Origin of the sequence: Phyllobacterium sp. 1468, from assembly GCF_031455525.1 — a bacterium.
Taxonomy (GTDB): Bacteria; Pseudomonadota; Alphaproteobacteria; order Rhizobiales; family Rhizobiaceae; genus Phyllobacterium.
This window is the reverse complement of the sequence record NZ_JAVDSX010000001.1, coordinates 347,521-373,909: the sequence shown is the minus strand read 5'-3', so window position 1 is coordinate 373,909 and position 26,389 is coordinate 347,521. Positions and strand designations below refer to the sequence as shown.

28 protein-coding genes are annotated in these 26,389 nt (G+C 55.1%); 14 read left to right on the top strand and 14 right to left on the bottom strand.

What is annotated here, in order from left to right; genetic code table 11:
• Window positions 1–5: 5 nt before the first annotated feature.
• Entirely contained in the window at window positions 6–959 is a 954-nt protein-coding gene (locus J2X72_RS01845; RefSeq protein ID WP_310067814.1) for a shikimate dehydrogenase, read from the bottom strand.
• 28 nt (window positions 960–987) lie between these two features.
• On the bottom strand, window positions 988–1,614 hold the full coding sequence (locus tag J2X72_RS01840) for a glucose-6-phosphate isomerase (RefSeq protein ID WP_405044628.1): 627 nt from the start codon (window positions 1,612–1,614) through the stop codon (window positions 988–990).
• A 246-nt stretch (window positions 1,615–1,860) separates the two neighbouring features.
• On the opposite strand from J2X72_RS01840, the gene J2X72_RS01835 reads away from it, so the two are divergent.
• The 6 genes from J2X72_RS01835 (at window position 1,861) to J2X72_RS01810 (ending at window position 8,856) form a co-directional block, all read left to right on the top strand.
• The gene (locus J2X72_RS01835) at window positions 1,861–2,736 is read left to right on the top strand and encodes a carbohydrate ABC transporter permease (RefSeq protein WP_209999054.1); all 876 of its coding nucleotides are present in this window, start codon (window positions 1,861–1,863) and stop codon (window positions 2,734–2,736) included.
• Window positions 2,733–3,761 (top strand): carbohydrate ABC transporter permease, encoded by a 1,029-nt coding sequence (locus tag J2X72_RS01830; RefSeq protein ID WP_310067808.1) that lies wholly within the window; start codon window positions 2,733–2,735, stop codon window positions 3,759–3,761. The genes J2X72_RS01835 and J2X72_RS01830 overlap by 4 nt, the downstream gene beginning before the upstream one ends.
• Before the next feature lie 43 nt (window positions 3,762–3,804).
• Entirely contained in the window at window positions 3,805–5,259 is a 1,455-nt protein-coding gene (locus J2X72_RS01825; RefSeq protein WP_209999058.1) for an extracellular solute-binding protein, read from the top strand.
• A 112-nt stretch (window positions 5,260–5,371) separates the two neighbouring features.
• A complete protein-coding gene (locus J2X72_RS01820; protein WP_310069252.1) occupies window positions 5,372–6,463 on the top strand; it encodes a sn-glycerol-3-phosphate ABC transporter ATP-binding protein UgpC in 1,092 nt (363 codons plus the stop codon).
• On the top strand, window positions 6,453–7,955 hold the full coding sequence (locus J2X72_RS01815; protein ID WP_310067805.1) for an FGGY family carbohydrate kinase: 1,503 nt from the start codon (window positions 6,453–6,455) through the stop codon (window positions 7,953–7,955). The genes J2X72_RS01820 and J2X72_RS01815 overlap by 11 nt, the downstream gene beginning before the upstream one ends.
• 40 nt (window positions 7,956–7,995) lie before the next feature.
• Window positions 7,996–8,856: an alpha/beta hydrolase gene (locus J2X72_RS01810; protein ID WP_310067803.1), complete on the top strand. Its 861-nt coding sequence runs from the start codon at window positions 7,996–7,998 to the stop codon at window positions 8,854–8,856.
• Window positions 8,857–8,888: 32 nt separating this feature from the next.
• On the opposite strand, the gene J2X72_RS01805 is transcribed toward J2X72_RS01810, so the two are convergent.
• The 4 genes from J2X72_RS01805 to J2X72_RS01790 all read right to left on the bottom strand — a co-directional run bounded on the left by J2X72_RS01805 (window position 8,889) and on the right by J2X72_RS01790 (window position 13,364).
• A complete protein-coding gene (locus J2X72_RS01805; RefSeq protein ID WP_310067801.1) occupies window positions 8,889–9,413 on the bottom strand; it encodes an RNA pyrophosphohydrolase in 525 nt (174 codons plus the stop codon).
• A 26-nt stretch (window positions 9,414–9,439) separates the two neighbouring features.
• Window positions 9,440–10,579 carry a divergent polysaccharide deacetylase family protein gene (locus J2X72_RS01800; protein ID WP_310067799.1) on the bottom strand — a complete coding sequence of 380 codons (1,140 nt, stop codon included), beginning with the start codon at window positions 10,577–10,579 and terminating at the stop codon, window positions 9,440–9,442.
• Window positions 10,580–10,678: 99 nt separating this feature from the next.
• On the bottom strand, window positions 10,679–12,004 hold the full coding sequence (locus J2X72_RS01795; RefSeq protein WP_112532191.1) for a S41 family peptidase: 1,326 nt from the start codon (window positions 12,002–12,004) through the stop codon (window positions 10,679–10,681).
• Entirely contained in the window at window positions 11,994–13,364 is a 1,371-nt protein-coding gene (locus J2X72_RS01790) for a murein hydrolase activator EnvC (RefSeq protein WP_310067796.1), read from the bottom strand. Before J2X72_RS01790 ends, J2X72_RS01795 begins: the two co-directional genes overlap by 11 nt.
• Window positions 13,365–13,570: 206 nt before the next feature.
• Between J2X72_RS01790 and J2X72_RS01785 the strand changes: the two genes are divergently transcribed.
• Entirely contained in the window at window positions 13,571–14,383 is an 813-nt protein-coding gene (locus J2X72_RS01785; RefSeq protein ID WP_310067793.1) for a glycosyltransferase family 2 protein, read from the top strand.
• Here J2X72_RS01785 and J2X72_RS01780 read toward each other — a convergent pair.
• The 3 genes from J2X72_RS01780 to J2X72_RS01770 form a co-directional block, all read right to left on the bottom strand.
• Entirely contained in the window at window positions 14,325–15,791 is a 1,467-nt protein-coding gene (locus tag J2X72_RS01780) for a glycosyltransferase family 39 protein (RefSeq protein ID WP_310067790.1), read from the bottom strand. The two genes, J2X72_RS01785 and J2X72_RS01780, sit on opposite strands and share 59 nt — an antisense overlap.
• A gap of 151 nt (window positions 15,792–15,942) precedes the next feature.
• Window positions 15,943–16,107 carry a DUF1328 domain-containing protein gene (locus J2X72_RS01775; protein WP_027231091.1) on the bottom strand — a complete coding sequence of 55 codons (165 nt, stop codon included), beginning with the start codon at window positions 16,105–16,107 and terminating at the stop codon, window positions 15,943–15,945.
• A gap of 74 nt (window positions 16,108–16,181) precedes the next feature.
• A complete protein-coding gene (locus J2X72_RS01770) occupies window positions 16,182–16,976 on the bottom strand; it encodes a response regulator (protein ID WP_209999069.1) in 795 nt (264 codons plus the stop codon).
• A 183-nt stretch (window positions 16,977–17,159) separates the two neighbouring features.
• Between J2X72_RS01770 and J2X72_RS01765 the strand changes: the two genes are divergently transcribed.
• Window positions 17,160–17,363, top strand: coding sequence for a NepR family anti-sigma factor (locus J2X72_RS01765; protein ID WP_112532194.1), 204 nt, complete (start codon window positions 17,160–17,162; stop codon window positions 17,361–17,363).
• Between the two features lie 11 nt (window positions 17,364–17,374).
• Window positions 17,375–17,926, top strand: a complete 552-nt coding sequence (locus J2X72_RS01760) for an RNA polymerase sigma factor (RefSeq protein ID WP_112532195.1) — start codon at window positions 17,375–17,377, stop codon at window positions 17,924–17,926.
• Here the strand turns inward: J2X72_RS01760 and J2X72_RS01755 are convergent.
• Entirely contained in the window at window positions 17,909–18,319 is a 411-nt protein-coding gene (locus J2X72_RS01755) for a hypothetical protein (RefSeq protein ID WP_310067766.1), read from the bottom strand. The two genes, J2X72_RS01760 and J2X72_RS01755, sit on opposite strands and share 18 nt — an antisense overlap.
• A 143-nt stretch (window positions 18,320–18,462) precedes the next feature.
• Between J2X72_RS01755 and J2X72_RS01750 the strand changes: the two genes are divergently transcribed.
• Window positions 18,463–19,218 carry a Crp/Fnr family transcriptional regulator gene (locus J2X72_RS01750; RefSeq protein ID WP_209999073.1) on the top strand — a complete coding sequence of 252 codons (756 nt, stop codon included), beginning with the start codon at window positions 18,463–18,465 and terminating at the stop codon, window positions 19,216–19,218.
• A gap of 79 nt (window positions 19,219–19,297) precedes the next feature.
• Window positions 19,298–20,656 carry a CHASE3 domain-containing protein gene (locus tag J2X72_RS01745; RefSeq protein ID WP_310067759.1) on the top strand — a complete coding sequence of 453 codons (1,359 nt, stop codon included), beginning with the start codon at window positions 19,298–19,300 and terminating at the stop codon, window positions 20,654–20,656.
• 9 nt (window positions 20,657–20,665) lie between these two features.
• Here J2X72_RS01745 and J2X72_RS01740 read toward each other — a convergent pair whose 3' ends face one another.
• Entirely contained in the window at window positions 20,666–20,887 is a 222-nt protein-coding gene (locus J2X72_RS01740; RefSeq protein ID WP_209999077.1) for a hypothetical protein, read from the bottom strand.
• Between the two features lie 142 nt (window positions 20,888–21,029).
• Here J2X72_RS01740 and J2X72_RS01735 point away from each other — a divergent pair, with 142 nt between their 5' ends.
• The gene (locus J2X72_RS01735) at window positions 21,030–22,556 is read left to right on the top strand and encodes an HWE histidine kinase domain-containing protein (protein WP_310067755.1); all 1,527 of its coding nucleotides are present in this window, start codon (window positions 21,030–21,032) and stop codon (window positions 22,554–22,556) included.
• On the opposite strand, the gene J2X72_RS01730 is transcribed toward J2X72_RS01735, so the two are convergent.
• From J2X72_RS01730 to J2X72_RS01720, 3 genes are all read right to left on the bottom strand, one after another.
• Entirely contained in the window at window positions 22,533–22,952 is a 420-nt protein-coding gene (locus tag J2X72_RS01730; protein ID WP_310067753.1) for a phage holin family protein, read from the bottom strand. The genes J2X72_RS01735 and J2X72_RS01730 overlap by 24 nt on opposite strands.
• 58 nt (window positions 22,953–23,010) lie before the next feature.
• A complete protein-coding gene (locus J2X72_RS01725) occupies window positions 23,011–23,349 on the bottom strand; it encodes a YqjD family protein (RefSeq protein WP_209999082.1) in 339 nt (112 codons plus the stop codon).
• Window positions 23,350–23,600: 251 nt separating this feature from the next.
• Window positions 23,601–23,759: a DUF3309 family protein gene (locus J2X72_RS01720; RefSeq protein WP_112532203.1), complete on the bottom strand. Its 159-nt coding sequence runs from the start codon at window positions 23,757–23,759 to the stop codon at window positions 23,601–23,603.
• A 180-nt stretch (window positions 23,760–23,939) separates the two neighbouring features.
• Between J2X72_RS01720 and J2X72_RS01715 the strand changes: the two genes are divergently transcribed.
• Window positions 23,940–25,907 carry an AI-2E family transporter gene (locus J2X72_RS01715; RefSeq protein WP_310067746.1) on the top strand — a complete coding sequence of 656 codons (1,968 nt, stop codon included), beginning with the start codon at window positions 23,940–23,942 and terminating at the stop codon, window positions 25,905–25,907.
• Between the two features lie 256 nt (window positions 25,908–26,163).
• The gene (locus J2X72_RS01710) at window positions 26,164–26,355 is read left to right on the top strand and encodes a CsbD family protein (protein ID WP_209999085.1); all 192 of its coding nucleotides are present in this window, start codon (window positions 26,164–26,166) and stop codon (window positions 26,353–26,355) included.
• The last annotated feature ends 34 nt before the right edge of the window (window positions 26,356–26,389 follow it).

Below are 26,389 nucleotides of genomic sequence, written 5' to 3'. Positions count from 1 at the left end.
TGCATCTATCGCTCCGATGCTTCAAGGGCGATTGCGGAAATGCGATCGAATGACGGCCCCGACACGGGTATTTCAACGTTGAAGACCTCGGCGATTACCTGCGTCCAGCCGTGCAGGAAGTAGGTCCAACCATCCACAACCTGCAGATGGTGGTCCTGTTGCTGGCTGCGTGCCTGGTCGAGGAAAATCAGATCGCCTCGATAATTCAGATCCCACACCACAGAACGCTCGGGAAACCGGCAGGCGCTGGACAATGGCGAGCCGGGTGCATCTTTGCCGAGGCCTGTGGCATTGATCACGAGAGAGCCCGGCTTGAGCGTGCGTAACACATCGTCGTTGGCTCCGGTCTCCGGGGCAAGGACGTACTCTATAGGGACGACGCTTTCGACCTGTTCGTGAACGCGACGGATTTCATCGAGACGTTCCTGGTTGCGATCGGACACGAATATTCGCCGAGGAATGTCCTCGCCGCGCGAATAGCGCATCAAGTGCCAGGTGATCGCAATCGTAGAGCCGCCTGCGCCCATGCAGAAGAGGTCGGCTTCACTACCGGAAAAATATTGCTCGCCGAGAAAGCCATCAATGGCAAGGCCGGATGAGATGGGATCCTTCGCATGACAGATCAGTTTGCCATCCCGTTTGGAAATGCAGCTGGTTTCACCCATCAATAGTGCAAGCGGATCGATGGTGTAGAACATATCGCGGCAAGCGTGAAAGAGATCGATCTTGTGAGTCGTCACCAGCGCGCCGAGAGAAAGGGGATCGTCCCGGATGAACGCCACAGCTTCGCGGTAGGCCGCAGGATGGTCATGGAGCTTGAAATCGATGCCCTTTATGACAGCGGCTTCAAGCCCGAGATACTCGGCCCATGCGGGAAAGACCTTCATAATGGAGCTTTTGCCGGTTGTGACGCCGATGAAGTAAAGTGTGGGCAGCGTCGCGGGTGTGTAAGCAATCACTTACGATTCTCCAGATGGGGGCTTTTGATCAAGAATTATTCTTCATGAGGTCCGCTACCTCTTCGCCTGTTCGCGGGTTGTAACAGGCGTTGTCCACCAGTTCCCACCCGTTGCCACTTTTCATCACACGATGGCGCATGCCGTTTGATTTCTCAATAATGCTGTAGTTCTGCCCGCTATCGGAAGGGTAAGCGAAGACCATCACAAGGTCCGTTTCACCGATATTGATGGACCGGTGAATCCAGTATGGCGGAACGTAGCAGATAGTCTGCGCGGTGATTTCGACAATGCGTGTCTCGCCCTTCGGCGATTCCAATTGCATGAGACCATGCCCGCTTTGACCATAGTAAATCTCGGGGCGATCTGCCTGCGCATGAATGTGGCCGCGCGTGAGGAAAAACTCCCTGTCGACGCGCCCCGGATTCATGCGGGTGACGCCGTAGTTAAGATCACCGGAATGCGTCCCTGGCCGAAAATCTTCGACACTGTAGACGACCGGATCATTCAGGCTCTTGACGAGCGCCTCATGTGCGCCTGCGTTTTCATAGACCCCGGCCAGGTCGCTCAACCGTTTTTCATAGCGACCGCTGTGGCCGCTCATTCGGCCGGCAAAGGGATCTACGAGGCAAGTGACCGGTTCGCGCACAATAGTCAATCTCCATTCTGTAGTAAAATTACATAAAACTACAAAAGTGCGCGCGCAAGCAAATATTTACAATCCGAGCGGAGCGCTCGCTTGCTGTCATTCGGGGTAGAATTGTGTTGACGGACAAAAATTGCGTAATTACGTTACAAATAGTTCGGGGATTCATCAAGGTCAGGTCCTTGGTGGGAGGAGATCTATGTCGGATTTTAAGGTGTCCTGCTTCCGGATCGCAGTTTGCTGCGTCAGCGGTGCGGCATGACTCGCAATGATCCGATCAAGCATTTTTTTATATGGCCAGCGCTACTGATCGTCCTGGTGATTTCCATATTTCCGCTGATCTATTCGCTAACGACCAGCTTCATGAGCTTGCGGCTCGTTCCGCCAATTCCGCCAAGATTCGTCGGATTCGGCAACTACGTCGAGCTTCTGCAGAATCCAAGGTTTTGGCACGTCGCATGGACGACGACGATCATCTCCTTCATCTCCGTGGCTCTGCAATATGTCATAGGTTTCTCCGTGGCGCTGGCGCTCAACAGAAATGTCCCGGGCGAAGGTCTGTTCCGCGTCAGTTTCCTGCTGCCGATGCTTGTAGCGCCAGTCGCGGTTGCTTTGATCGCGCGGCAAATCCTCAACCCGACCATGGGTCCGCTCAATGAGCTGATGACATTTTTCGGCTTTCCCAACCTGCCTTTCCTGACCCAGACGAGATGGGCTATCGGGGCGATCATTTCCGTTGAGGTTTGGCAATGGACACCTTTCGTCATGCTGATGCTGCTTGCAGGGCTGCAGACCTTGCCGGATGATGTCTATGAAGCGGCAGCGCTGGAGAATGCCAGCTCTTGGCAGCAATTCTGGGGGATCACCTTCCCGATGATGCTGCCAATTTCTGTGGCGGTCGTATTTATCCGGCTGATCGAGAGCTACAAGATCATGGATACAGTGTTTGTCATGACGGGTGGCGGTCCGGGGATTTCAACAGAAACCTTGACGCTCTTCGCCTACCAGGAGGGCTTCAAGAAGTTCAATCTTGGGTACACGTCGGCGCTGTCCTTCCTGTTCCTGATCGTCATCACGGTTATTGGTCTCGTCTATCTCGCGATCCTGAAGCCCTATCTGGAGAAGCACAAATGAGTGTGAGGGATCTGAAGGGGAATGGACGCTGGTGGGCGCTTGCTGGTTGCCTTCTTTGGCTGGCGTTTACCTTCTTCCCACTCTATTGGGTGGCAATCACCTCATTCAAATCGCCGTTGGGGGTTGTTGGCGGACCGACATACCTGCCATTTATCGATTTTGAACCTACATTGACCGCCTGGCGCGAACTTTTGTCGGGCCAGCGCGGCCAGTTCTACAATACCTTCATGGCATCCACGATTGTCGGTCTTTCGGCTTCGGTCATCGCAACAGCGGTCGGTTCGATGGCAGCCTATGCGCTGGTGAGATTCACCTTCGAGGTCAGGCTACTGACCGGTGTCATATTCGTCGTCGTGGCTTTCGGTGGATATTTGCTCGGCCGGCATATTGCCGGCTATGGTCAAGCGATATCACTTATTTATGCCTTTGTTGCAGCCCTCGCACTCGCTATCGGCTCCAGCCGGATACGGCTCCCCGGTCCTATTTTGGGCAACAACGACATTGTCTTCTGGTTCGTCAGCCAGCGCATGTTTCCGCCGATCGTTGCAGCATTCGCGCTGTTCCTGATGTATACAGAAATGGGAAAGCTGGGATTCAAACTCGTCGACACGTATATTGGCCTCACCTTCGCCTATGTGGCTTTTTCACTACCGATCGTGATCTGGCTCATGCGCGATTTCTTCGCCGCATTGCCCATCGAAGTGGAGGAGGCGGCAATGGTGGATAATGTTCCCTCGTGGAGAATATTCTTTGGCATCGTGGTGCCAATGTCGAAGCCAGGATTGATAGCGACGTTCATGATCACGTTGGCGTTCGTCTGGAACGAATTTTTGTTTGCGCTGTTTCTGACGAACTCCAGATGGCAGACTCTTCCAATTCTCGTCGCGGGTCAAAACAGTCAGCGCGGAGACGAGTGGTGGTCTATTTCTGCGGCCGCCCTGGTTGCCATCATACCCATGGTTATCATGGCTGGAATTCTAAGCAGGATGATGCGATCCGGCCTGCTTCTGGGAGCAATAAAATAACCATTCACAATAACGGATCATCGTAAATTCCAGGGAGGAAGACATGAGAAGATTGCTATTGAGTACTACAGCTGCGGGTTTGCTGGCGATGGCGGGCGCGTCATCGGCGCTTGCCTGCGACCCCGATTATACAGGCATAACCCTGACTGCGACGACGCAGACCGGACCCTATATTGCTTCCGCACTGCAGCTGGCAGCCAAGGGCTGGTCGGAGAAAACCTGTGGCAAAGTGAATGTCGTTGAATTTCCATGGTCGGAGCTCTATCCAAAGATCGTAACATCGCTGACATCGGGCGAAGACACGTTTGACGTGATTGCCTTCGCGCCAGCCTGGGCGCCGGATTTCACCGATTATCTGTCGGAGATGCCCAAGGCCATGCAGTCAGGCCCCGACTGGGAGGATATCGCTCCCGTCTATCGTGAACAGCTGATGGTCTGGAATGGCAAGGTTCTGTCGCAGACGATGGACGGCGATGCGCACACCTATACCTACCGTATCGATCTGTTTGAGAAGCCGGAAAACCAGACGGCATTCAAGGCGAAGTATGGGTACGATCTGGCGCCGCCAAAGACCTGGAAGCAGTATCTCGATATCGCTGAATTCTTCCAGCAGCCGGCAAACGGACTGTGGGGCACGGCCGAGGCTTTCCGCCGTGGCGGACAGCAATTCTGGTTCCTCTTCAGCCATGTTGCCGGATATACGAGCCATCCGGACAATCCGGGTGCCATGTTCTTTGATCCGGACACCATGGATGCCCAGGTGAACAATCCTGGCTGGGTCCGCGGGTTGGAAGAATATATCAAGGCGTCGAAGCTCGCACCGCCAAACGCACTGAATTTCTCGTTCGGCGAAGTGAATGCAGCGTTTGCCGGCGGTCAGGTGGCGGAGTCGATCGGCTGGGGTGATACCGGCGTTATTGGCGCCGATCCCAAGCAATCCAAGGTTGCGGGCAACGTTGGCTCGGCATCGCTGCCGGGATCGGACGAAATCTGGAACTACAAGACCAAAAAGTGGGACAAGTTCGACCACGTCATCCAGACATCATTCATGGCATTCGGCGGGTGGCAGGCGGCTGTACCTGCTTCATCCAAAAATCAGGATGCGGCTTGGGATTATATCAAGTTCCTGACCAGTCCGGCTGTTTCAGGACAGGCGGCGATCACCGGTGGCACCGGGGTCAACCCCTATCGCATCTCGCATACGACCAACGCCGATCTCTGGTCGAAGATATTCTCACCCCGTGAGGCCAAGGAATATCTCGGTGCTCAGAAAGACGCCGTCACTGCCAAGAACACGGCGCTTGACATGCGCCTGCCGGGCTATTTCTCCTACACGGAAATTCTGGAGATCGAATTGTCGAAAGCATTGGCTGGCGAGGTGACGCCCCAGCAGGCGCTCGATACGGTGGCGCAGGGATGGAACAAGCTGACCGACGATTTCGGCCGCGACAAGCAGCTTGCGGCCTATCGCTCGTCGATGGGCCTCCCGGCAAAATAATGACAAGTCCCTATCCCGCCCGCGGCAAATGCGGGCGGGATAGTTCGAGATGTGAATGAAGCGTCTGTCGCCGCTGTAGCAGCGCGACGGAGTTCGTATGAAAAGGCACAGCATGTCCCTAGTGCGTTTGCAGCAGGTCACCAAATCCTTCGGCAAGGTCGAGGTTATTCCGCCACTCGATCTGGTGATCGCTGACAAGGAATTCGTTGTGCTCGTCGGGCCTTCCGGTTGCGGGAAGACGACAACCCTGCGCATGATCGCCGGCCTGGAGCAGGCGACGTCGGGAGAAATACGCATTGGCGACCGCGATGTCACCAATCTCCGCCCTGGTTTGCGCAACTGTTCGATGGTGTTCCAGAATTATGCGCTTTACCCCCACATGACGGTCGCCGAAAATATTGGCTATGGCATGAAAGTGCGCGGCACGTCCAAGGACGATATTGAAACGTCGGTTGCAAATGCAGCGCGCATTCTCAATCTCGGCGCCTATCTTCAACGCAAGCCGAGCGCGCTTTCGGGCGGACAACGCCAGCGCGTGGCCATTGGCCGCGCCATTGTGCGTCAGCCTGAGGTTTTCCTGTTCGATGAGCCTCTTTCCAATCTCGATGCCAAGCTGCGGATTGAAATGCGAACCGAGATCAAACTTCTGCACCGCCGCCTGAGAACCACCATCGTCTATGTCACGCACGACCAGGTAGAGGCGATGACAATGGCAGATCGCGTGGTTGTGATGAACCAGGGGCGTATCGAACAGGCGGCGGACCCGATCACACTTTATGAGTCGCCGAAGAATTTGTTTGTCGCCGCCTTCATCGGGGCTCCGAGCATGAACTTCATCGAAGGCCGGTGCGAGCGGGATGGTAGCGGACTCAGCTTTCGGGCAGGCAATGATGTGACAGTGCCAATACCTGCAAATCGAACGCAAGCGCTGATGACCGCGGCCGGCGAAGAGGTCGTGCTCGGAATCCGGCCCGAGCATACCATGATTGCGGCAGGTTCGTTTCCAACGGTGCCGCTAAAGGTGGCGGATATCGAACCGCTCGGACCCCACACGCTTGCCATTGGCAAGACCGGAACTGCGCCATTCACGGCACAGGTTGCCGCGGGCTCGCCGATTCGTCCCGATGATGTCATCAACATTCCGATCGATGTGGAAAGGATGCATCTGTTCTTGAAGAGTACGGGCGAAGCACTTGGCAGGTAAGCTCACGCTTGCGATCGACGTCGGCACGGGAAGTGTGCGAAGCGCGCTGGTGGATGCTAAAGGCAATATCCTTATGATTGCCGCGCGGGAACACGAGCAGATCGTGCCGCAATTCGGCTGGTCTGAGCAGCGGCCCGGCGATTGGTGGCAGGGCGTTGTGGAGACGATCCGCGAAGTGCTCGACGAGGTCCCAAACGCGTCTTCCAATATCGACGCGATCGCCGCTTGCGGCCAGATGCACGGTACCGTGCTCGTAGACGATCGCGGCAAATTGGTCCGTGATACCGCACCGCTATGGAACGACAAACGCACAGCAAGTTACGTTGCAGCTTTCGAAAGATCACATCGCCCTGAAAGCTACCTCGCTGACTCTGCCAATCCGGCGACGCCCGCCTGGCCGGGTTTCAAGTTGCAGTGGCTGCGTGACAATGACCCTGATGCCTACCGGCGGACAGCGGCAGTCCTTATGCCAAAAGACTATATCAATCTGCAGCTGACCGGAGAGATTGCCATGGATCGCACCGATGGGGGTGCGAGCTTCCTCATGGATCCGAGCACCAAAGAATGGTCGGAAACGATGATCCGGCTTCTCGACCTCGACAGGGCCAAGCGGGCACCATTGCGAAATCCGGTCGAGATTCTTGGTTACGTAACAGCGACAGCAGCGATCGAAACGGGGTTGCGCGAGGGAACACCGGTCCTGGTCGGGGCGGGGGACTATCCGGCTGCGCTTCTTGGATCGGGCGTATGCCGTCCCGGCGTCGGATCGGAAGTCATGGGCACTTCCGCGATCATAACTGCCGTTTCAGGTCAGCCGCTGCTTGATGCAGCCGTCTGCAATGTTGGAACCGTCGAGGGCAATTGGGGTGCCTTCATGTTGCTGGAATCGGGCGGGGACGCCATGCGATGGGCTCGGCGGGCCTTCCACGAAAAGCAGCTGTCATATTCCGATATCGTTGGTAGGGCTGAAGAAGCCCCGCCGGGATCGGAAAGGCTGTTCTTCATGCCCTACCTTGTGGGCGAACGGCTTGGCGAACATCGCAATGCGCGTGCGCAATATTTCGGGATAGGCGCTTCCCATGGCCTTGCGCACATGCACCGCGCCATTCTTGAAGGTGTTGCCTTCGCGGTGAAGCGGCACATCAATGTCCTCGATGCTATTTCTGGAGTGCCGCTTGAACGGATAATCGCTTCGGGCGGCGGCGCAAAGACGAAGCTCTGGATGACGATCAAGGCCAGCGTCTACAACATACCGATTCTGGTGCCCGCTGAAGCTGAATGCGGCATTGTCGGCTGCGCTATCATGGCTGCGACCGCGACCGGACGTTTTGCCAATTTGCTGGCGGCCGTGGACGACCATGTTTCCTATGTCGATGAAATAATGCCGGACGCCCGTTGGTCGGAAATATACGCGCCAATGCAGGTCTTCTTCGAGAAACTCTATAGACATAGTCAAATGCTGTACGATGATTTGGACGGCTTGCCTCAATGATATTTGGTGAGAGCGGAGAGGCGGCTTTCAAGGGAGCGGTATGCAGACGACGATAGTCAAGACAGATGACGTCGAGCTGGCGAGCGAAGCATTCGGCAATCCAAATGATCCAGCAATCCTGCTGATCATGGGCGCCATGGCCTCCATGCTGTGGTGGCCGAAGGAATTTTGCCAGCGTCTCGCGGGCAAAGGCCGCTACGTGATCCGCTACGACAATCGTGATACGGGGCTTTCGACAAACTATCCGGTTGGCAAACCTGAATACAGTTTCGACGACATGGCCGACGATGCAATTCGTGTGCTCGATGGCTACGGCATTTCGTCGGCGCATATCGTCGGGATGTCCATGGGAGGCATGATCGCACAACTTGTGGCTTTGACATATCCGGAGCGATCGCGAACGCTCACATTGATAAGCACGTCACCTGTTGGCGTTGATACCACTCATCTACCAGGAATGACTCCCGCCTACACAGAGCATTCCGCCAGTTACGCCGATCTCGATTGGTCAGATCGCAGGCAGGTTGTGGAGTTCATGCTTGCGGACGTTCGTGCGATTTCCAGTACGAGGCATTCGTTTGACGAGCAACGTGCGCGGGACTTCATCGAAACGGATTACGACCGGGCGCGGAGATTTGAAAGTGCGACCAACCACTTCGTGATTTCCAGCGGAGATCAACAGAAGAGCAAGCTTAGCCATCTTAGACAGTCGCTTCTCGTTATCCACGGCACGTCTGATCCCATCTTTCCTATCGAGCACGGTCGCGAATTCATCAAGATCGTTCCGGGGTCGAAGTTGGTCGAAGTTGAAGGAGGCGGTCATGAACTGCATCCCAACGACTGGGACACAATGCTCGAGGCGTTGGTCAGGCACACAAAGAGTAAAAAGAATACGCGCTAATCCAGCAAGATCCGGCAGGTAAGAGATTAAATTTAGTCCACCAGATGCCTAAACGCTGCGACCACCTCTTCATAGACCTTGCGCTTGAAGGGGACGATGAGGTCGGGCAATTGTGCCATGGGTTTCCACGCCCATTCGTCGAATTCGGCCGTGTGACCGCCGGGAGGCGGATTGATCGCAATTTCGCTTTCGTTGCCCTCGAAGCGATAGGCGAACCACTTTTGTGTCTGGCCGCGATATTTGCCTTTCAGCGCAACGCCAACAAGATGAGAAGGCAACTCGTAGTTGATCCAATTAGGTGCTTCGGCGAGGAGAGATACGGATTTCATCCCTGTCTCCTCGTAGAGCTCGCGCAAGGCTGCTGGTTCGGGTTTCTCTCCTTGATCGATGCCGCCTTGCGGCATTTGCCACAGCTGCGTTGCACCATCCATCTCATCATTGGCGGTGACGATGCGGTGCCCGGCCCAGACCAGACCTTGCCGGTTGAGCACCATGACGCCAACGCAGGGCCGATAGGGCAGGGATTCGGGATCGACAGGTTTCTTGTTCTTGCTCATGCAAAATACTCCGCGCAACCAGGTTGCTAACCTTTTTGCGGATCGCGGACAAGGGCGGAGACAGGAACGATCTCGATACCGCGTGCCTTGGCCTCGTTGGCCCAAGATGTGACCGCCTCCACTGTCACGTCGAAGGCGGAACCAGTGGCGATTGCAGTACCTTTGGCACGGGCAATGCGCTCCAGTTCATCAAGCTTCTTCAGAATCGTGCCGCGATCCTGCGAAGCGTCGATCAACAGGTCGGCCGCGGCGAAAGGCGCGCCCTGTTGCGCGGCAACGCTATCGGCCTTGCTGCGCGCCGATGTGCCATCGTCCAGATAGAGCAGACCGCGCTTGGCGATATCCTGAATAACGGTGGTCATCGCTTCTGGTTCGGCGGTGAACTGTGCGCCCATATAGTTCATGACGCCTGTGTAGTTGGTGATACGGCCCATTGCCCGGTGCAGGTTTTCCAAGGTCGCCGCTGGGGATGCATCCACGGTCAGTGTGTTGCGTCCAGGGTTTACTCGCGGATAGTCGTAGGGTTCGAGCGGGATCTGCATCAAGACTTCATGGCCATCCTGGCGCGCTGCTTGCATCCAGCGGAGGAGGCTGTTGCCCTCCGGCGAGAAGGCCAGCGTCACTTCAGGAGGCAGCGTCTGGATTGCCTGTTGCGACCCGGTTTGCGACAGGCCCAGTCCCCCGATGACTATGGCGACGCGAGCACCGCGCGCGCCTGACCACGGCCGGGCATAGATATCGAGCGGGCGGCGGCCATCGGGCGCAATTATGGGCAATGGCCCCTGCGGACTTTGCTCGAGCATATCGGGTTCGGGGATATGGGCAGTGCGGGGGTCCTGGGCGCGCCGCGTAGGATCGTCAACAACGATTATCTTGGGGCCGCCTTCCGGCGCTGTGACAATGTTGCCCGGCTGGCTTTTATTGTCATGCGCTGGGACGGGGGGTGGGATAACCGTCGGTGCGGCTTCTGCAACCTGCGGCTTTGGCGGTTCAGGTACGGGCCGTCGGAAGCCTTGATGGCTGGTGTAGGTGACGAACGAGGCAAGACCGAGGACGCAGACAATTGCAGCCGAGGGCAATAGCCAGCGGATCGGCGACATCTTGTCAGATTTTGAGTCTGGCCGTTTGCTGTTTTGTCCCAGCGGCCGGTTGAGATCGGAGTTCACACGTTTTGGCCGCAGAGAATGTTAGGGGAGGGATAGAGGCTGGAGGTATGAGCGATGGGGACCAGACTATTGGAGAGAAGTCCGGTCCCCATTTTCATGTTAGTTAGGCACGCCCTTCTTGGGATCAGCTGGGAAGGCTGCATTTGCCTGTTCGCCGCGCAGTAGCTTCAGCGCCTGGATGAGCTGCAGGTCGTCCTTCGGATCCGGCGGCACATAGGCGATCGACCCGGAACCCTCAGCATCTTCTTGCACGCCTTTGATGTGACCCTTCAAACTGGATTCGCTCATTGGCTCCGCCTTACCCTGAAGGTCCGCGGGAAGCGGCTGATCGACAGCGATATCCGGGACAATACCCTTGCCCTGGATCGATTTTCCAGCAGGTGTGTAGTAAAGCGCCGTCGTCAGACGCAATGCGCCGCTTTCGCCGAGCGGTATGATGGTCTGTACCGAACCTTTGCCGAACGAGCGTGTTCCGAGGATCGTTCCACGGCGATGGTCCTGCAACGCGCCGGCAACGATTTCCGAAGCACTGGCCGAGCCGCCGTTGATCAGGACGATCAGCGGCTTGCCGTTGGTCAAATCGCCAGGCCTTGCGTCGAACCGGGTAATATCCTGCGGATCGCGGCCCCGTGTCGAGACAACCTCGCCCTTGTCGAGGAAAGCATCGGAAACGGCGACGGCCTGATCCAGCAGACCACCGGGGTTCAAGCGCAGATCAAGGACGAAGCCCTTGAGCTTGTCATCCGGAACCTTGCTCTGGATATCCTTGATTGCCTTTTGCAGGTCCTCGAAAGTCTGCTCAGTGAAAGAAATGACGCGGACATAACCAACGTCGTTATCCACCCGTGAGCGGACAGCTTTGACCTTGACCACGTCGCGGACAATAGTGAGCTTGATTGGCTTGTCGGCGCCCTGACGAATGAGCGTCAATTCGATAGGCGTGTTCACCTCGCCGCGCATCTTGTCGACGGCGTCGGTCAGCGTCATGCCACGCACCTCGGTGCCATCGATTTGCGAAATATAATCGCCCGCCAAGACGCCAGCCTTCGATGCCGGCGTGTCTTCGATCGGAGCGATAACCTTCACAAGTTCGTTTTCCATGGTGACTTCGATACCGAGGCCGCCGAATTCACCCTTGGTCTGAACGCGCATGTCCTGCGCCTGTTCGGCATTCATGTAGGATGAGTGTGGATCGAGCGAGGTCAGCATGCCGTTGATGGCACTCTCGACCAGCTTTTTGTCGTCGGGTGGCGTGACGTATTGGGCGCGGACGCGCTCGAATATATCACCAAAAATTGATAGCTGTTTATAGGTATCGGTGCCCGCAGCTTCTGCAGCGGTTGTGGGCAGAGCTCCCTGCACAACGACCATTGCCGTCGCACCCAACAGGGCTCCGGCCATGAGAAGCGTTAGCCTACGTATCATTTGCGGTCCTTCCAGCAAGCCTTTCCGCCCACCAGGGAGCGGGATTAACAGGTTTTGTATCCTTCCGAAACTCAATGTAAAGCATTGGAGCTCCATTTCCCATCGGAACAGGTGCGGTACTCGCAATAAGTTGCTTGTTCATCACACCGACCGGTTCTCCAGCCAGTACAAACTGGTTCTGGGAGACGTTGATTTTATTCATTCCCGCCAAGACAACATGATATCCATTGCCCGCGTCAAGTATCAAGAGTTGACCGTATGACCTGAATGCGCCCGCATAAAGGACTACCGCGTCGACCGGTGAAGTGATTGTGGCGCCTGGGGCGGTCGCGAGCGTATCACCCTGAACCGTGCCGCCTACGCCATCATCGTCGCCGAAATGCTTCACAAGCTTACCTGCTGCTGGCATGGAAAGATGGCCTTTCAACGACGCAAAATTAACCTGTGCCGAAAGGCGGCTCTGGTTGGAGGCGAAATCATCGGCACGTTGCTGGCTTGCGGCCATCTTCTGTTGCTCTTGCGCGCTCGCAGCATCGGCGGCCTTCTTGACCTCCTGCATATCCTTTTCAATGGAGGCAATCAGATCGCGCAGCGACGTGGCTCGCTTGGCGAGGTCCTCGGCGCGCTGTTGCTCGGCGAGGCGCGTTTCTTCAGAGGTGGTCTGCATTTTTTGCTTCTCGGCAAGCAGCAGGTCGAGGCGTGCCTTTTCCTCCGCTTGCCCTGAAAGTGCAGTGGTCAGACGGCTCCGTTCCTCGGCAATCGATGTCTTCACGCGGGTTAGGTCCTTGAGATCTGCGATCAGCGTTTCGGTTTGCTGACGCATTTCGGGAACAACAGCGCCGAGAAGTACCGCGCTTCGCACGGATGCGAGGGCGTCATCAGGACGAACGAGAATTGCCGGCGGCGGGTTGAGGCCCATGCGCTGCAAGGCCGCAAGCACTTCGGCGAGAGCGCCACGCCGCGATTTCAGCGACGCCTTTATGCTGTCTTCTCGCTCACGCAGACCGGTGAGCTTGTCGCTAAAGCCGGTGATGTCCTCGCTCAACTTTTTCTCGGTCTTGGCCGACTGGATGAGTGCGGCGGTTATAGTGGTTTGATCCTTTTTCAGCGCCGCGATTTCATTGTCCAGCGCCGTGACACGTTCCGAGGACATCGATATCTGCCCGGTCAGCTCTTCAAGTTCCTTGGCAGTTTGTGCGCGCTTTGCATCCAGTGGTTCGGGAGCCGGTTGCAAGCCATTTTCTTGCGCTCGAACGAATGATGGAATGACTGACGTGCCGGCCAAGGCCAGAATCAGGAAAACGACATGGGAGAATGTGCGTTTGCCTTTCAGCGTTGCCTTTAATGCCTCAAATTTCATTGCCGGACCGGACTAGAGCGATGGTTTGATCCCGACTTTAGGGAGACTTCGATTAATGAAGTATTAACCATAAACCAGCCACGTCGAAAGCCTGATGATTTAGCATTGATTGACGTGGCGGAATTGCGGCGCTCCGGTCACCGCATGGAAGTTTGGTCAGTGCTTCTTGGCGCGAATACATTCTAGGGGATGGAATTCGCGCCAAAATGTCTATATTTACCCGGTGGCTGCATCTGCAAAATCACCTGAGTGATCTTGGGCATCCGGATGTGGCGTCCCCTTCACCAGTGGTTCTCAATATGACCGATTTGACGATCGTAATCCCATGTTACAACGAGTCCGGCAACATCGGAAACCTGGTAAGGGAAATCAATACAGCGCTCCTATCCGGCCCATCCTATGAGATCATTGTGGTCGATGACGGGTCCGCTGATGGATCGGCCGAGGAAGCGGCAGCTGCCGGCGACCACACCCGTGTGCTGCGCCACAAAAAACGCACTGGCAAATCACGGGCCTTGATCAGCGGCTTTCGGGCGGCCCAAGGCCGCTGGATTGCCACGCTGGATGGCGATGGACAGAATGACCCGATGGATATTGCGCGATTGTGGCCTCGCCTTGAGCGCGCATCTCCGGCGCTTTTCGCTGGCGTAAGGAAACGGCGTAACGATGGTATCGTCAAATTGGTGACTTCAAGATCCGCCAATTTCGTGCGCAAGCGGCTTCTGAAGGATGATTGCCGGGATGCGGGCTGCGGTTTCAAGATTCTTCCGGCTATAGTAGCGCAAAGTCTGCCCTATTTCGACAACATGCATCGGTTCATTCCGGCTTTGTCGCGACGGGCCGGGCTGCCAGTCATCGAGGTCGACGTCGAGGACCGGCCAAGACTGGCCGGCGTATCGAAATATGGTTTTTTTGACCGGGCCGCAGTGGCGTTCCTCGATACAGTCGGCGTTTTCTGGCTCATCCGTCGCTATTCTGATCCGGTATCGGTAACCGAGATGAATAACGCTGGAAGCTAAAGGTTCGCAGTTCCCCGTTGAAGTTTCGCACTCGCGCGGTCACCCGTGTAACCGGTCCGATGGGCTGTGCATCAGGCGGTAACCGCGCTAACGCTTCTTCGCCAGGGTCGTCATTGCCCTGCCAGACCAGAACGATATCCGAGGCCTCGCCCCGTTCAGGTGGCCAATGCAGGAGCGCTGCCACATTGCCCGCATCATCTTGACGGTTGGACGCGATCCTCGCAGGCGTGGGATTTTGTGCGCGGATCGCATCGGCTATGCCGTCGAAGGGAAAATTGAATCGAGGGGTGCCGAAGAGGGCAATCACTGCGACTGCCAGCGGGGCAAGGATGTACATCGCGCCTGCGATGACCAGTACATTGCGTGCGCCGAGTACCTGCGGCAAAGCTAGCGCCAAAAGGATCGCAGTTGGTGCCAGAATCGGAGCCATATAACGCTCTGCGACGGAATGGTAGTCGGCAATGAAAACCAGCGCGGCGAAGGCGGCGAGGCCAATCAGGACCGTGCGCAGCAGGAGCTTGCGGACATCCGCGTCGCCATCCGGCGGGGGACGTGGATGATCGCGACTCCGACCAATCCAGAATATTATGAGCGCAGGGCCAGCCCATAGGAACGTTGAAATCAGGAGACTAGCTAGCCCGTCGATCCCTACCCGCGGGAGATCGAATGATTCCAGATAGTCGATCGCCTGGGCAAGCTTATGCATTCTGCCGGCGGTCGCCGCCAAGGGTGCATTGAGGGACGCGACAACGACGGGTGTGAAAGCGGCAATGAAAATAGCAATCGAGATCCAGATCCGCCGCTGGAACAATTGACGGCGGATTGGTGGCGTCATCACCGCAGCGATGAGGAAGCTGACCAGAAAAATGAAGAAGTTATATTTGGCCAAGGCCCCGATTGCTGCCCATATCCCAAACCAGATATATGCACGCGTGCCCTTCCCCTCGCGCAACAGGGCAAAAGCATGAATGATGCCAATTGATGCGGAAATAACGAGAATAGTATGTGCCGTGGTCTGGATGGACATCCAGACTATCTGTGGGAGAAACGCCGACGCAGTTAGCGCCAGTACGCCCGCACGGTCGCCACCCAGTCTGCGCGCGGTATCGAAACTAAGACAGTGATAGAGCCCAAGCAGGGAAAGGCGCACAAGAGGGACAGCAAGAACCCAGTTCCAACCAGTCAGTTCGAGCGCCAGTCGCACCAGCCAATTGTACATTGGCGGATGCGAGTTGCCATAGTTCCAAGCGAACGCAACTTCGCCAACGAATTGCGCCTCATCGATTTCCATAAACCGCGAAAGAAAGAGGCGCAGGACAAAGATGGCAAGGATGTACAGAACGATTGCACGCGGGGCGAGGCGCGCAAGTTTTGACCAGTTGATTGGTGGGCCATCAAGTGAGGCCATGCTGAAATTTCGCCAGAACACCCTTGGCTCCCACGCTTCATTCAGCCTGACCTACTACGAAAATTGAGTTTGCCGCAATCCCAGACAGGACTTCTTGAAAACACACGAAAACCGCCGGTACGAGACCGGCGGTTTTTGCTATTTGCCGCTGTTAAGCGCGGCGTATGATGCTGGCGATCAACGAGATCAGCAACAGCGCCAGGAACACGTAGAAAATGATCTGAGCGATGCCCGCCGAGGCGCCAGCAATACCGCCAAAACCTAACGCGCCTGCCACAAGTGCTATGATCAGAAAAATTACAGCATAATAAAGCATTTATCATCTCCCTGTCTTGTCGGATTCAAAACGGGTAAGACGCCGTTTTGTTCCCAAGGCACGAGGGCATGGCTCTACGCCTTGGCTTTGCTGCTCTCTTTGAAGAACAGGGCCTGAGTGATCAGTGCTTTGACCATATCGGGATTGAACGGTTTGGTAACGAGGAATGTCGGTTCCGGCCGTTCTCCTGTCAGCAATCTTTCGGGGAAGGCGGTGATGAAAATAACAGGGACAGCGTCCTGGCTAAGAATGTTGTTCACCGCGTCGATACCGGAGCTTCCGTCGGCAAGCTGGATATCTGCCAGAATCATGCTCGGATGGGTGGCGGAGTAAATCTTGAGCGCCTCGTCGCGCGTGCGTGCAATGCCAACCACGCGGTGCCCGAGGGTTTGCACCATGTGCTCAATATCCATGGCGATCAAGGGTTCGTCCTCAATGATCAGAATGTCGGTTGCGATCTGTTTCGAAATGCCGACGGATGCTTCATCCAGCAGTCCGTAAAGTTCGCCGTCCGTGACTTCGAGAATGTCCATCGTCTCGGCTTGGCTGAAACCTTCAAGGCTGATCAGCAGGAAGGCCTGACGGGCTTTCGGCGCAATTGCAGTGAGGTTGGCTGCTGCGTGTCTCTCCCAGCCGAACTCGGATTTCAGTTCGAGAGGCCGGACATTGACGGAGTTGAAATGTTTGATCAGCAGCTTGTAGAGGCTAGCACGATCTGATCCTGCCTGAGGGAAAAGGGAAACGTCGGTGATGAGAATTTCGAGCGTCGCCGCAACGTAGGCATCGCCGGAAGATTGTGAGCCCGTGATAGCGCGAGCGAAACGGCGAAGATATGGCAGATGAGGGGCTATCCGGGTGGACAATGACATTATAGTGATTTCCCTGTTTCGGGTGGGTACTGAGGCGTGGTGAGTTCTTTCCTGAAACACTTTCGCAAAAAAAAAGTTCCCTGTAACGGAACTTTCTTCTTTGTCAGGAATTGTCACCATTAATGTGCCTTGGGTACAGGCCTATTCATACTGCAGCGACGAACCACCAGCAAAGATCAGACAATGAACGCCAAAAAGAATTCTATTGACGCTCCTGAGAAGGTGCGAGTTCGCCGCCGCGACATCAAAAATGCCGAAACGGAAATTGGTCTGAAATTACGCGCGCTTTACGCATCGGTGCAGGAGGAAGAAATACCAGCTCGTTTTCTCGATCTTCTTGAAAAGCTTGATGAGGCTGAACGCAATCATACGCAATCATCCAAATAGCAGGCTGTTGAATGGTACATGAATCTGCCGACTTCAAGAGAGATTTGATTGCTGCCTTGCCGAAACTGCGAGCGTTTGCGGTGTCACTGATCGGTAATCCGGACAGGGCAGATGACCTTGTGCAAGATACCATCATGAAGGCGTGGGCCAAACAGGATTCATTCGAGCCGGGCACCAATATCAAGGCTTGGCTGTTTACGATCTTGCGTAACGAATTCTACAGCCAGATGCGCAAGCGCGGGCGCGAGGTTCAGGATTCCGATGGGATATTCACCGAGCAGTTGTCCGTTCATCCGGCACAATATGGCTCGCTGGATTTGCAGGATTTTCGCAAAGCGCTCGAAAAACTGCCCGACGATCAGCGTGAAGCGATCATACTTGTCGGCGCGTCGGGCTTTTCCTATGAAGAGGCTGCCGAAATCTGCGAGTGCGCCGTCGGAACGATCAAAAGCCGCGTGAGCCGTGCCAGAACACGTCTGCAGGAATTGCTCGAGATTCAAGGGGAGGTGGACTACGGTCCTGATTCGATCGCAACTCAGGTCACATCAAACAAGTTCGCCTGAGGAGGAGCCCGTTTCATTTAACCGCTTTTTCGACGGAGATAAGGCGGCTACAGCTTTGATAATTTGACTCTTGCCGTAGGGTTTACCGACAACGGTAACTCCCGCAAATCCATCTATGCCACCTGCTTCCACATCATACGCAGTGGTGAAAACCAGCGGCACGCCGCGCGATTGCAACAAGCTGGCCGCCTGCAGCGAAGAAACGCCGTGCGCTTCGACCTCGATGATTGCAATATCGCATTCGGCTCCACTTTCGATCCAGGCCAGTAGTTCATTGACATTCGAAACCAGATCGACGGATTGCGCCTGGCACTCTTCCGCGATGCGCTCCAGCTCAAGTCCAATCAGATATTCATCTTCGAGGACCAGAAGTCGCATGCCTTTCAATTCCATTTAAACTGCTCCTGTGGGGGACTTCTTATGCACAGGACGGAATCGCAATGTCATTTAACTAAGACATACGGATTGCGAAGAAATGCTAAGCAATTCACAGGCGGCGTGATAACTTGCAACCCGACATCAACTGAACGGCCACGATGAAAACCACGAAAACTTCGGCTGCCCGGCAGTATCCCTGTGACAAGTGTCCATTGCAGGAGTTTCCGCATTTTCAACGGCATACCAAAGAAGAAATATCGTTCCTCACGGACTTCAAAACGGGTGAGTTGGTGGCCGACGCAGGCACGACAGTCCTTGTGGAAGGTGCCAATAGCGCGCACCTGTTTACTGTTCTCTCGGGCTGGGGCTTCCGCTACAAGACATTGGAAGATGGTCGGCGGCAGATCCTGAACTATGTTCTTCCCGGTGATCTGATTGGCCTGCAGGGATCTTTGATGCGTGAGATGCAGCATTCGATCGAGGCTTTGTCGCCGATGATACTTTGCGTATTTCAACGTGATAAACTTGCAAACCTCTTCCGCAACTATCCCGAACTTGCCTACGACATAACCTGGATTGCATCCCGCGAGGAACAAATGCTTGACGAAATCCTGCTGAGCGTGGGACGGCGTACTGCCTTGGAGAGAGCAGCTTATCTTTTTGCGTTCGTGTTCCAGCGTGCCAAATCAGTAGGGATGGTCAGGAGTAACAAGCTGATGGTGCCGCTGACGCAGCAACATGTGGCTGATACGCTAGGCCTTTCGATTGTTCACACAAACAAGACGTTGAAGAAGCTGGCGGCTCGTAACGCCCTTCGTTGGCTTGATCGCGGGTGCGAGATCCTTGAGGAAGACGTGCTCCTGGACATATCAGGATGGCAGGGTTTGCCGGGTACGCCTCGACCATATATCTAGGATATTTCCATGGAGGGCACATCATTTGCTGTGGTGGCGCAAAATTGTCATGAGCTTTTCACGGAGGCCGCTAAGGGGCATGGCGATCGTACTTTCGCTCGCCATGATCATTGGTTCGGCCGGCTCTACGATTATCCTTGCGCGCAGCGTCAACAATCAGATCGACGATATCCTTGCCACCTATAAGGTGCGCGAACAGGCATATGGTTCGCTGTCATTGATGACCGAGGCTCACAACAGCCAGCGGGGGTTTATCTTGACGCAGAGTACACTGCTCCTCGATCACTATCGCAATGTAACAGCCAGGCTCGACGAGAGCCTCAACACGCTTACGGAAATGACCAAGGGAAATCCGCGTCAGCAGGCTACGGCGACTAAAATCCGCGATCTGTCGAAAGCAAAGCAGAGAAAGGTGGATGCGGCGGTTGCCCAGGCGGTTGCGGGGATGACTGCGGAAGCGCGTGAGTCCCTCGGACCAAATTTCGGCGTTGGCCAACTCGATGAAATCAACAAGACGGTCGACGGCTTTCTTGCAGAAGAAGATCGGAGGCTGATTGAACGAAACATTGCTGTAAATCAAATGAGAAGCTGGCTAACAATAGCTGCGCTCTCTTCCCTCGGGGCTGCTCTCATTCTGGCGGTCATTCTTGCGAACCGAACCCGACGTTATGTACGCAAGCTGACAGAGGGACAAACACTGCTTCTTTCAGAGAAAACAATTCTGGAAAGTATGGTCCAAAGCAGGACGGCGGAACTTGAAAAGGCCATGCTCTTGGCAAAACGGGAGCGGGCTCGTGTGGAAACACTGCTCCAGGATTCCGACCATCGCATAGGAAATTCGCTTGCGACAGTCTCGTCGCTACTCGGTATTCAGATGCGGGACGTATCGTCGGAGGAAATACGCGCCGCACTCGGAGCAGCCCGCGACAGAATTCAAACCATTTCGTCGGCCCACAGACGTCTGCGGCTTGGAAAGGATCATGAGACTGTTCGTGCAGATGAATATTTGCCGGACGTCATCGCTGATATCAAGCAGTCGACCGCCCATGACCGAGATATCAGGATTGTCGCAGAGCTTGCCCCAATAAACCTGAGCTCCCGCGATGCGACGACGCTCGGAATAATCATCGGCGAGTTGACTATGAACGCGATAAAACACGCTTTTCCAGGCAACAAGCCGGGAGAGATACGCATCGATTTTTTGCGGGGTGAGGGTGACGTTCTGCGGCTGGAGATTGCCGATACCGGCGTCGGCATGCAGAAAACAGCGAAGAAGCGCTCCGCTGGACTTGGGTCACTCATCGTCAATCAGCTTTGCCAGCAATTCGACGGATCCGTTGTCTATTCTGCCAATCCGGGCGGGGGAACCTTCGTGAAGGTGGCGTTGCCGGGCCTCATGGAAATACGTTCAGAAGAGGCGACTGAAAAGCACGAATGATCGCCTTCGTCACAGCGTCGCGGCACCTGTTTCCGGTTTTTCGGCGTTCAGATTACCAAGGGCCAGTTCGATGTCCCGCAAATTTCGTGTTACACCATCATCTGGATCCATACCACCTTCCGTGGCCGCTCGCTGCAGTCCCCGAGCCTCGCTCAACAGTTCCTCCAGTTTGGCAATCTTCTGGACCCTGCTGAGACTTTCATCAGAAAGAATGTCATTCGCTTCAAGCATTTTCGGCCTCCTTCGGTAACATGACGAAAACGAAGGGGCTCGATAAATGTTCCCACCAAGGAACAAAGCACAAAGGGTCGCGTTCTTGAGGAAGCTGTATCGATGGTGTGAGTAGGGTGGCGATGCGAGCCATCGTTTGGATATGAGATCGGAAAACATTTCAGAAAGCACGCTGGAATTTCTGTCGGGGTCGTCGCGTCGTGATGTTCTTTCGAGTTTGAAGACGCTTGAAATTCGCGAGCATGACAACGAATTCCATTGTTTGGCAAAACTCGCATTGTCGATGTCCAACAGCGACGGTGCGCAGATCACGCTTGTGGACGAGAAACGAAGCCGGGTCTTGTCCCATGCAGGCCATCTTGGGATAGTCAATATCTGGGCTATTGAAGCCAGTTCCCTTGCGTCACCTGACAAGAGTTGCCTGATCATTCTGAACGCCGCGGAGGATGTTCGCTACTCTGAAATCGATGCTGTGACCCATAGTCCGAATATCCGGTTCGTCGCCGTTGCACCGATCTGCGTCTCAAACGAGTGTATTGGAGCTCTCAGCGTCCTGTCCGACGAGCCCCGAACCGAATTCACTTTAGCGCAGCAGGAACAACTCATGCTTCTGGCAAGACTTGCCGGTTCGTTCATCTCGCTAAAACGTGAGTCCCGCGCAGAAACGGACGCCATGGCGAAGTTGCATCAGGATGAAGATCGTAATTCCATGGCACTTGAGGTGGGCAATGTCGGCAGCTGGGTATGGGATCTGCGCACGGGCAAGTTCAGCGGCAACAGGATGGCCTATTCCATGCTTGGTCTTAGTCCGGATCAACCCGTCAGCGGCGAAGACGTCTTCCGGGCAATGCACCCCGACGATTTTCCCGGCATGAAATCAGCCTTCACACGCGCACTCGTCAGTAATCAGGATTATGTCGGGGAATTTCGCGCTGCGTCATCGGGTCAATGGCTTCTCGGACGCGGCCGCATTTTCGAACGCGATGTCCAGGGAAGACCCGTGGTGGCTGTTGGTGTCAATATTGATATTACAGACACAAAGAAAGCCGCCGAAAAAACGCGGCTCCTGCTGCGCGAACTCAATCACCGCGTCAAAAACACCTTGGCAATGTTGCAATCGCTGGCACGGCAGACTCTCAATCGAACATCCGATCCAGCTGAGTTCATGGAGGCGTTTTCAGGACGTCTTCGAGCCATTTCGGAAGCACATACCTTGCTTTCCGATCGAGAGTGGAGCGGCATCAGCCTGATCGATCTGATTGCAAAACAAGTGGAGCCTTATGCGGGTTTTGATCCTCGACAGATTGAGCTCGCGGGGGAGGACATGGTTTTGCCGCCGGACCACGCACTGGGGCTTGGCATTGCGCTGCACGAGCTTGCTACCAATGCAGCTAGACACGGCTCCCTGTCTGTCGCCGGCGGTCGCGTGCGGGTGTCATGGCACATTGAACCCGGCCTCGATGAATCTCGCGTTACCATCCACTGGGTAGAATCCAACGGTCCGAAGGTCCAGCCGCCGGAAGCGCGAGGACTCGGTGAAAGATTGATCGAACGCAGCCTGGATAAGGTTCTGTCAAGTAGTGTCAGATTGAGCTATCCGGAAACCGGCATGGAGGCTTTGATTTCCATGCCCATCCGCGATCGCTCAAATATCCTGGCCCATAGATGAGGTGTCCTCAGGACGCCGCCTTTTTTTTCTTTTCGGTTTTGTCAGGAGCGCAAGACCACCGAAAGCCACGAGAGGAACTGCAAGCATCATAAGCGCACGTGATCGCAGAACAACCGGTGCTGCAGCAAGAGCTGCAACTGTAAGAAGAGCGGGCGTGTCAACCTTTGGTCGTTCGCGCTGGCGATTTCGCGCGGCCCGCTCGAGGATCTTCATGATTATGTATGTAATGAGAGCCAAGCCGAACGCGCTGCCGGCGAGAATCAACGAAGCATGCATTTCGCCATAGCGCTCGGCAAGCGCGATATAGGCAGCAACAATCAGGAAAATCAGGCCGATAATTGTCAGTACGGCGATGACGCCAGCGAAGACCGCGTTGCGCTTCAATCTATTTATCACGAGACCAACTTCACCCGCGGCGAAGCTGGTTAAGAGTGGAGCTAACAGTTTGAGCATGTCAGCGGCGGGCAATCAGGGCAAGAAGAAACCCGACGCCGGCGGCGACGGCAATCGTGGTCAAGGGGTTTTCACGAACAGTTTCGGTGAGCTGGTCTTCAAGCTCGCGAGCTTGCAGCCGAAGGTCATCAAACGTTTCCTCACCGCGGAGTTTTGCGGTTTCGTAGGAACTTGCTGCGCTGCGCCTGGCGTCTTTGGCAGAACTCTTTCCTATCTTGGCAAGAGTTGCTGCAATATTCGCGATGTCCTCCTTCAGGGCCGCAACCTGAGCTTGCAAATCGGGATTGCTATCGGTCGCGTCGTCAACCGCTTTGCGAATTTTTGAAGAAACCGTAGCCATAGAAGAACTCCTTGAGAAAACAGCCGCATATCGACCGGGAACGTCGGCCTTCAGTATTTGTTCCATGCATTGGAGGCTGCTGCAAGTCTACTGGCGAGCATCCCTTCCAAAGCCTATGAAAGATAGCCCATCAACCATAAAATAAGAATGATCGGAAGCGGCAGGCCGATGAGCCAAAGCAAAGCACCTCGTAGCATTTTAAAACTCCTTTTCAGTTATGCCAGATGATCGTTCGCGCAATAAGAAGCGCGTCAAATTCTGCCCATCAGAAGCAAAATCAGCAGAACGACCAAGATTATTCCCACGAGTCCTGAAGGTCCGTAGCCCCAATTCCTGGCGTGAGGCCAAGTTGGAAACACCCCGATAAGCGCCAAGATGAGAATGATGATGAGAATTGTCGTTAGTGGCATTCTTTCGCCCTCTCCTGGAAACTTTACAGCTCCGAAACACCCGAACCAGGATTTGGTTCCCAAGTCATAGGCCTGAACCAAGAGCCGAAAGCGAAATGCAACCAAATTGAGCCGACTTCGTTCCTGTCGCGGGGTTTCAACGGAGATGGGTTTATATGGATGTCATGCCGGTAGGTTTTCATGCCTTCTGAGGAAGCCGGAAGGACGTCGCGTGCCGTTGAACGGGTAACCCAACGATCGATCTATACGCCTGTTTCGGCGAATGCGGCGAACCAGTTTCCACCAGTCATTGTCGCCATAGCGGTTGTAGCGGCGCTTTATTTCGCCCGTGAAATTTTCGTGCCACTGGCGTTGGCTTTGCTTTTGACCTTCGCGCTGTCGCCGTTGGTCACCCGCTTGCATCGCTCAGGCATTCCGAAAGGCGTTGCCGTACTCGGTGTTGTGACAACGACGTTTCTTGTCATCTTCATTTTCGTTAGCATTGTTGCGAGCCAGCTCACTGTGCTGGCGCAGAACCTGCCAAGCTATCAGTACAATATCGAAACGAAAATCCGCGCGATCAAGGATGCCCAGTCGGGCAACAGCATCTTTGATCGTGGCGCGCGGATGTTCAAACGCTTCAGCGAAGAAATCGGCCGGTCGGACGAAGTGGAACGTTTTGAAAGCGAAAACCGAGCAGCGACCAAACCGGATCCGGCACGACAACCTCCCCAGAACGTTGCGCCGCCTGCCCCTTTACCACCCTTGCACGGAACAGATCCCAACAAACCCATACCTGTGGAAATACGCAATCCACCACTAGATCCCTTGAGTTTGCTGCAGACTTTTGCCGGACCGTTGATTCAGCCTTTGGCGACAATCGGCATTGTCATCGTGGTGGTAATTTTCATGCTGATGCGGCGGGAAGATTTGCGCGATCGCTTCATAAAGCTGGTGGGCGCCAGCGATATTCACCGGACGACGACTGCCCTGCATGATGCTGGCAAGCGCGTCGGCGAATATTTGCTGATGCAGTTGATCATCAATATAAGCTTCGGCGTGCCTATCGGGATCGGCCTATGGTTCATCGGTATTCCCAACCCGATGCTGTGGGGGATGATGGCGATCGTTCTGCGTTTCGTGCCCTACATTGGACCAATCATTGCAGCCGCATTTCCACTAATCCTGTCGCTGGCAGTCGATCCCGGCTGGATGGTGCTGGTCTGGACAGCCGCTCTGTTCATCGTGCTCGAACTCGTCAGTAGCAATATCATGGAGCCGCTTCTCTACGGCTCCAAGACCGGATTGTCCCCCGTTGCGATTCTGATGGCCGCCATCGTCTGGACGTGGATCTGGGGTCCGATCGGATTGATCCTTTCAACACCGCTCACCGTGTGCCTGGTCGTTCTCGGAAGACACGTGCCAAAGTTTGAATTTTTGGATGTTCTTCTTGGCAACGAGCCGGTCCTTCTTCCACCGCAGCAGCTGTATCAACGGCTGTTGTCCGGTGATCCGGACGAAGCAACGGAAAAAGCCGAGGAGTATCTACAATCGGCAACGATCATGGATTATTACGCTTCGGTGGCTATTCCCGCGTTGCTGCTTGCCGAACACGACAGGGGCCGGGGCGTGCTTGACGAGCCCAGGCGAAACCGCGTGGCACAAAGCATGATCCTTCTCGTCGAGAACCTGTCGGAATATCGCGATGTGGAGGACGTAGAAGAAGAAGGAGCCGAACCCGAAGGAGGCTCCAAGAAAGCCGTGGCTGATAAAGAGAAGGCCAAGCCTGAGAAGTCGAAAACAATCGTGTCCGCAGGCGGACGCGGCGACCTTGACGATGCGGCAGCGGTTGTTCTTGGCGATATTCTTGAGCGCAAGGATTTTGACGTTCGCGATATTTCCCATGAGGAGCTCGAGGCGATCAACATCGGCAAGCTTGATCTTACGAGCGTCAACACAATCTACGTCAGCTACCTCAACACGTCTTCGGTCGCTCATGCACGCTATCTCGTCCGCCGCATAAGACGGCGGAACTCACGCGTAAAGATTGTCATCGGATTCTTCGCAGAAGACGCGAGCGAAGTTGATGGCGAGAAGATCGTTGGATCAACACGCAACTGTTTTTTTGTATCGTCGTTAGAAGCGGTGGTTAAAGAGATTGGCGAGTGAGCCGCCCTCGCGGAGAATTTTCACCAATCTTAATTTTCGCGGAACCAAGAGCGAGCTGGCTACGTTTCCACCCAGCTGATCGAGCTTCGATCGGTAACTGGAGACCCGGTGCCTGTTCCCCCGTGGGCGCCGGGTCGTTTGCCGTCGATCTGCGCAATATCCTGGTTTTTCAGTTACTTGTTACCTGCGTGAACCGAAGGAACAAACTTCAACTACGACCGTTTGATCTGTGTAGTTTAGGCTCAAGGAGTTCCTTATGGGTAGTACCAGCGACAAACTTTCCGGCGCGGCCAACAAGGCGGCTGGCAATGTGAGGCAGGCCGCCGGCAAGGCGACTGGATCGAAAGAAATGCAGGCGAAGGGCAAAATGCAGGAAATAAAGGGCGAAGCACAGCAGGCCAAAGGGAGAGCCAAGGATGCTGTGAAAAAGGTTGTCGATAAGGCCTGATCGTTCTTAACGCTGCTATTCAACCGGTCCCTTG

What these genes read in the sequence shown, in the direction of transcription:
- J2X72_RS01805 (WP_310067801.1), bottom strand. Translation starts at nt 9,413, where the DNA reads ATGAGCAAGAACAAGAAACCTGTCGATCCCGAATCCCTGCCCTATCGG.
- J2X72_RS01715 (WP_310067746.1), top strand. Translation starts at nt 23,940, where the DNA reads ATGCCTTCTGAGGAAGCCGGAAGGACGTCGCGTGCCGTTGAACGGGTA.
- J2X72_RS01745 (WP_310067759.1), top strand. Translation starts at nt 19,298, where the DNA reads ATGGCGATCGTACTTTCGCTCGCCATGATCATTGGTTCGGCCGGCTCT.
- J2X72_RS01750 (WP_209999073.1), top strand. Translation starts at nt 18,463, where the DNA reads ATGAAAACCACGAAAACTTCGGCTGCCCGGCAGTATCCCTGTGACAAG.
- J2X72_RS01820 (WP_310069252.1), top strand. Translation starts at nt 5,372, where the DNA reads ATGTCCCTAGTGCGTTTGCAGCAGGTCACCAAATCCTTCGGCAAGGTC.
- J2X72_RS01725 (WP_209999082.1), bottom strand. Translation starts at nt 23,349, where the DNA reads ATGGCTACGGTTTCTTCAAAAATTCGCAAAGCGGTTGACGACGCGACC.
- J2X72_RS01770 (WP_209999069.1), bottom strand. Translation starts at nt 16,976, where the DNA reads ATGTCATTGTCCACCCGGATAGCCCCTCATCTGCCATATCTTCGCCGT.
- J2X72_RS01720 (WP_112532203.1), bottom strand. Translation starts at nt 23,759, where the DNA reads ATGCCACTAACGACAATTCTCATCATCATTCTCATCTTGGCGCTTATC.
- J2X72_RS01735 (WP_310067755.1), top strand. Translation starts at nt 21,030, where the DNA reads ATGAGATCGGAAAACATTTCAGAAAGCACGCTGGAATTTCTGTCGGGG.
- J2X72_RS01760 (WP_112532195.1), top strand. Translation starts at nt 17,375, where the DNA reads ATGGTACATGAATCTGCCGACTTCAAGAGAGATTTGATTGCTGCCTTG.
- J2X72_RS01710 (WP_209999085.1), top strand. Translation starts at nt 26,164, where the DNA reads ATGGGTAGTACCAGCGACAAACTTTCCGGCGCGGCCAACAAGGCGGCT.
- J2X72_RS01785 (WP_310067793.1), top strand. Translation starts at nt 13,571, where the DNA reads ATGTCTATATTTACCCGGTGGCTGCATCTGCAAAATCACCTGAGTGAT.
- J2X72_RS01780 (WP_310067790.1), bottom strand. Translation starts at nt 15,791, where the DNA reads ATGGCCTCACTTGATGGCCCACCAATCAACTGGTCAAAACTTGCGCGC.
- J2X72_RS01795 (WP_112532191.1), bottom strand. Translation starts at nt 12,004, where the DNA reads ATGATACGTAGGCTAACGCTTCTCATGGCCGGAGCCCTGTTGGGTGCG.
- J2X72_RS01765 (WP_112532194.1), top strand. Translation starts at nt 17,160, where the DNA reads ATGAACGCCAAAAAGAATTCTATTGACGCTCCTGAGAAGGTGCGAGTT.
- J2X72_RS01775 (WP_027231091.1), bottom strand. Translation starts at nt 16,107, where the DNA reads ATGCTTTATTATGCTGTAATTTTTCTGATCATAGCACTTGTGGCAGGC.
- J2X72_RS01740 (WP_209999077.1), bottom strand. Translation starts at nt 20,887, where the DNA reads ATGCTTGAAGCGAATGACATTCTTTCTGATGAAAGTCTCAGCAGGGTC.
- J2X72_RS01830 (WP_310067808.1), top strand. Translation starts at nt 2,733, where the DNA reads ATGAGTGTGAGGGATCTGAAGGGGAATGGACGCTGGTGGGCGCTTGCT.
- J2X72_RS01810 (WP_310067803.1), top strand. Translation starts at nt 7,996, where the DNA reads ATGCAGACGACGATAGTCAAGACAGATGACGTCGAGCTGGCGAGCGAA.
- J2X72_RS01835 (WP_209999054.1), top strand. Translation starts at nt 1,861, where the DNA reads ATGACTCGCAATGATCCGATCAAGCATTTTTTTATATGGCCAGCGCTA.
- J2X72_RS01790 (WP_310067796.1), bottom strand. Translation starts at nt 13,364, where the DNA reads ATGAAATTTGAGGCATTAAAGGCAACGCTGAAAGGCAAACGCACATTC.
- J2X72_RS01825 (WP_209999058.1), top strand. Translation starts at nt 3,805, where the DNA reads ATGAGAAGATTGCTATTGAGTACTACAGCTGCGGGTTTGCTGGCGATG.
- J2X72_RS01755 (WP_310067766.1), bottom strand. Translation starts at nt 18,319, where the DNA reads ATGGAATTGAAAGGCATGCGACTTCTGGTCCTCGAAGATGAATATCTG.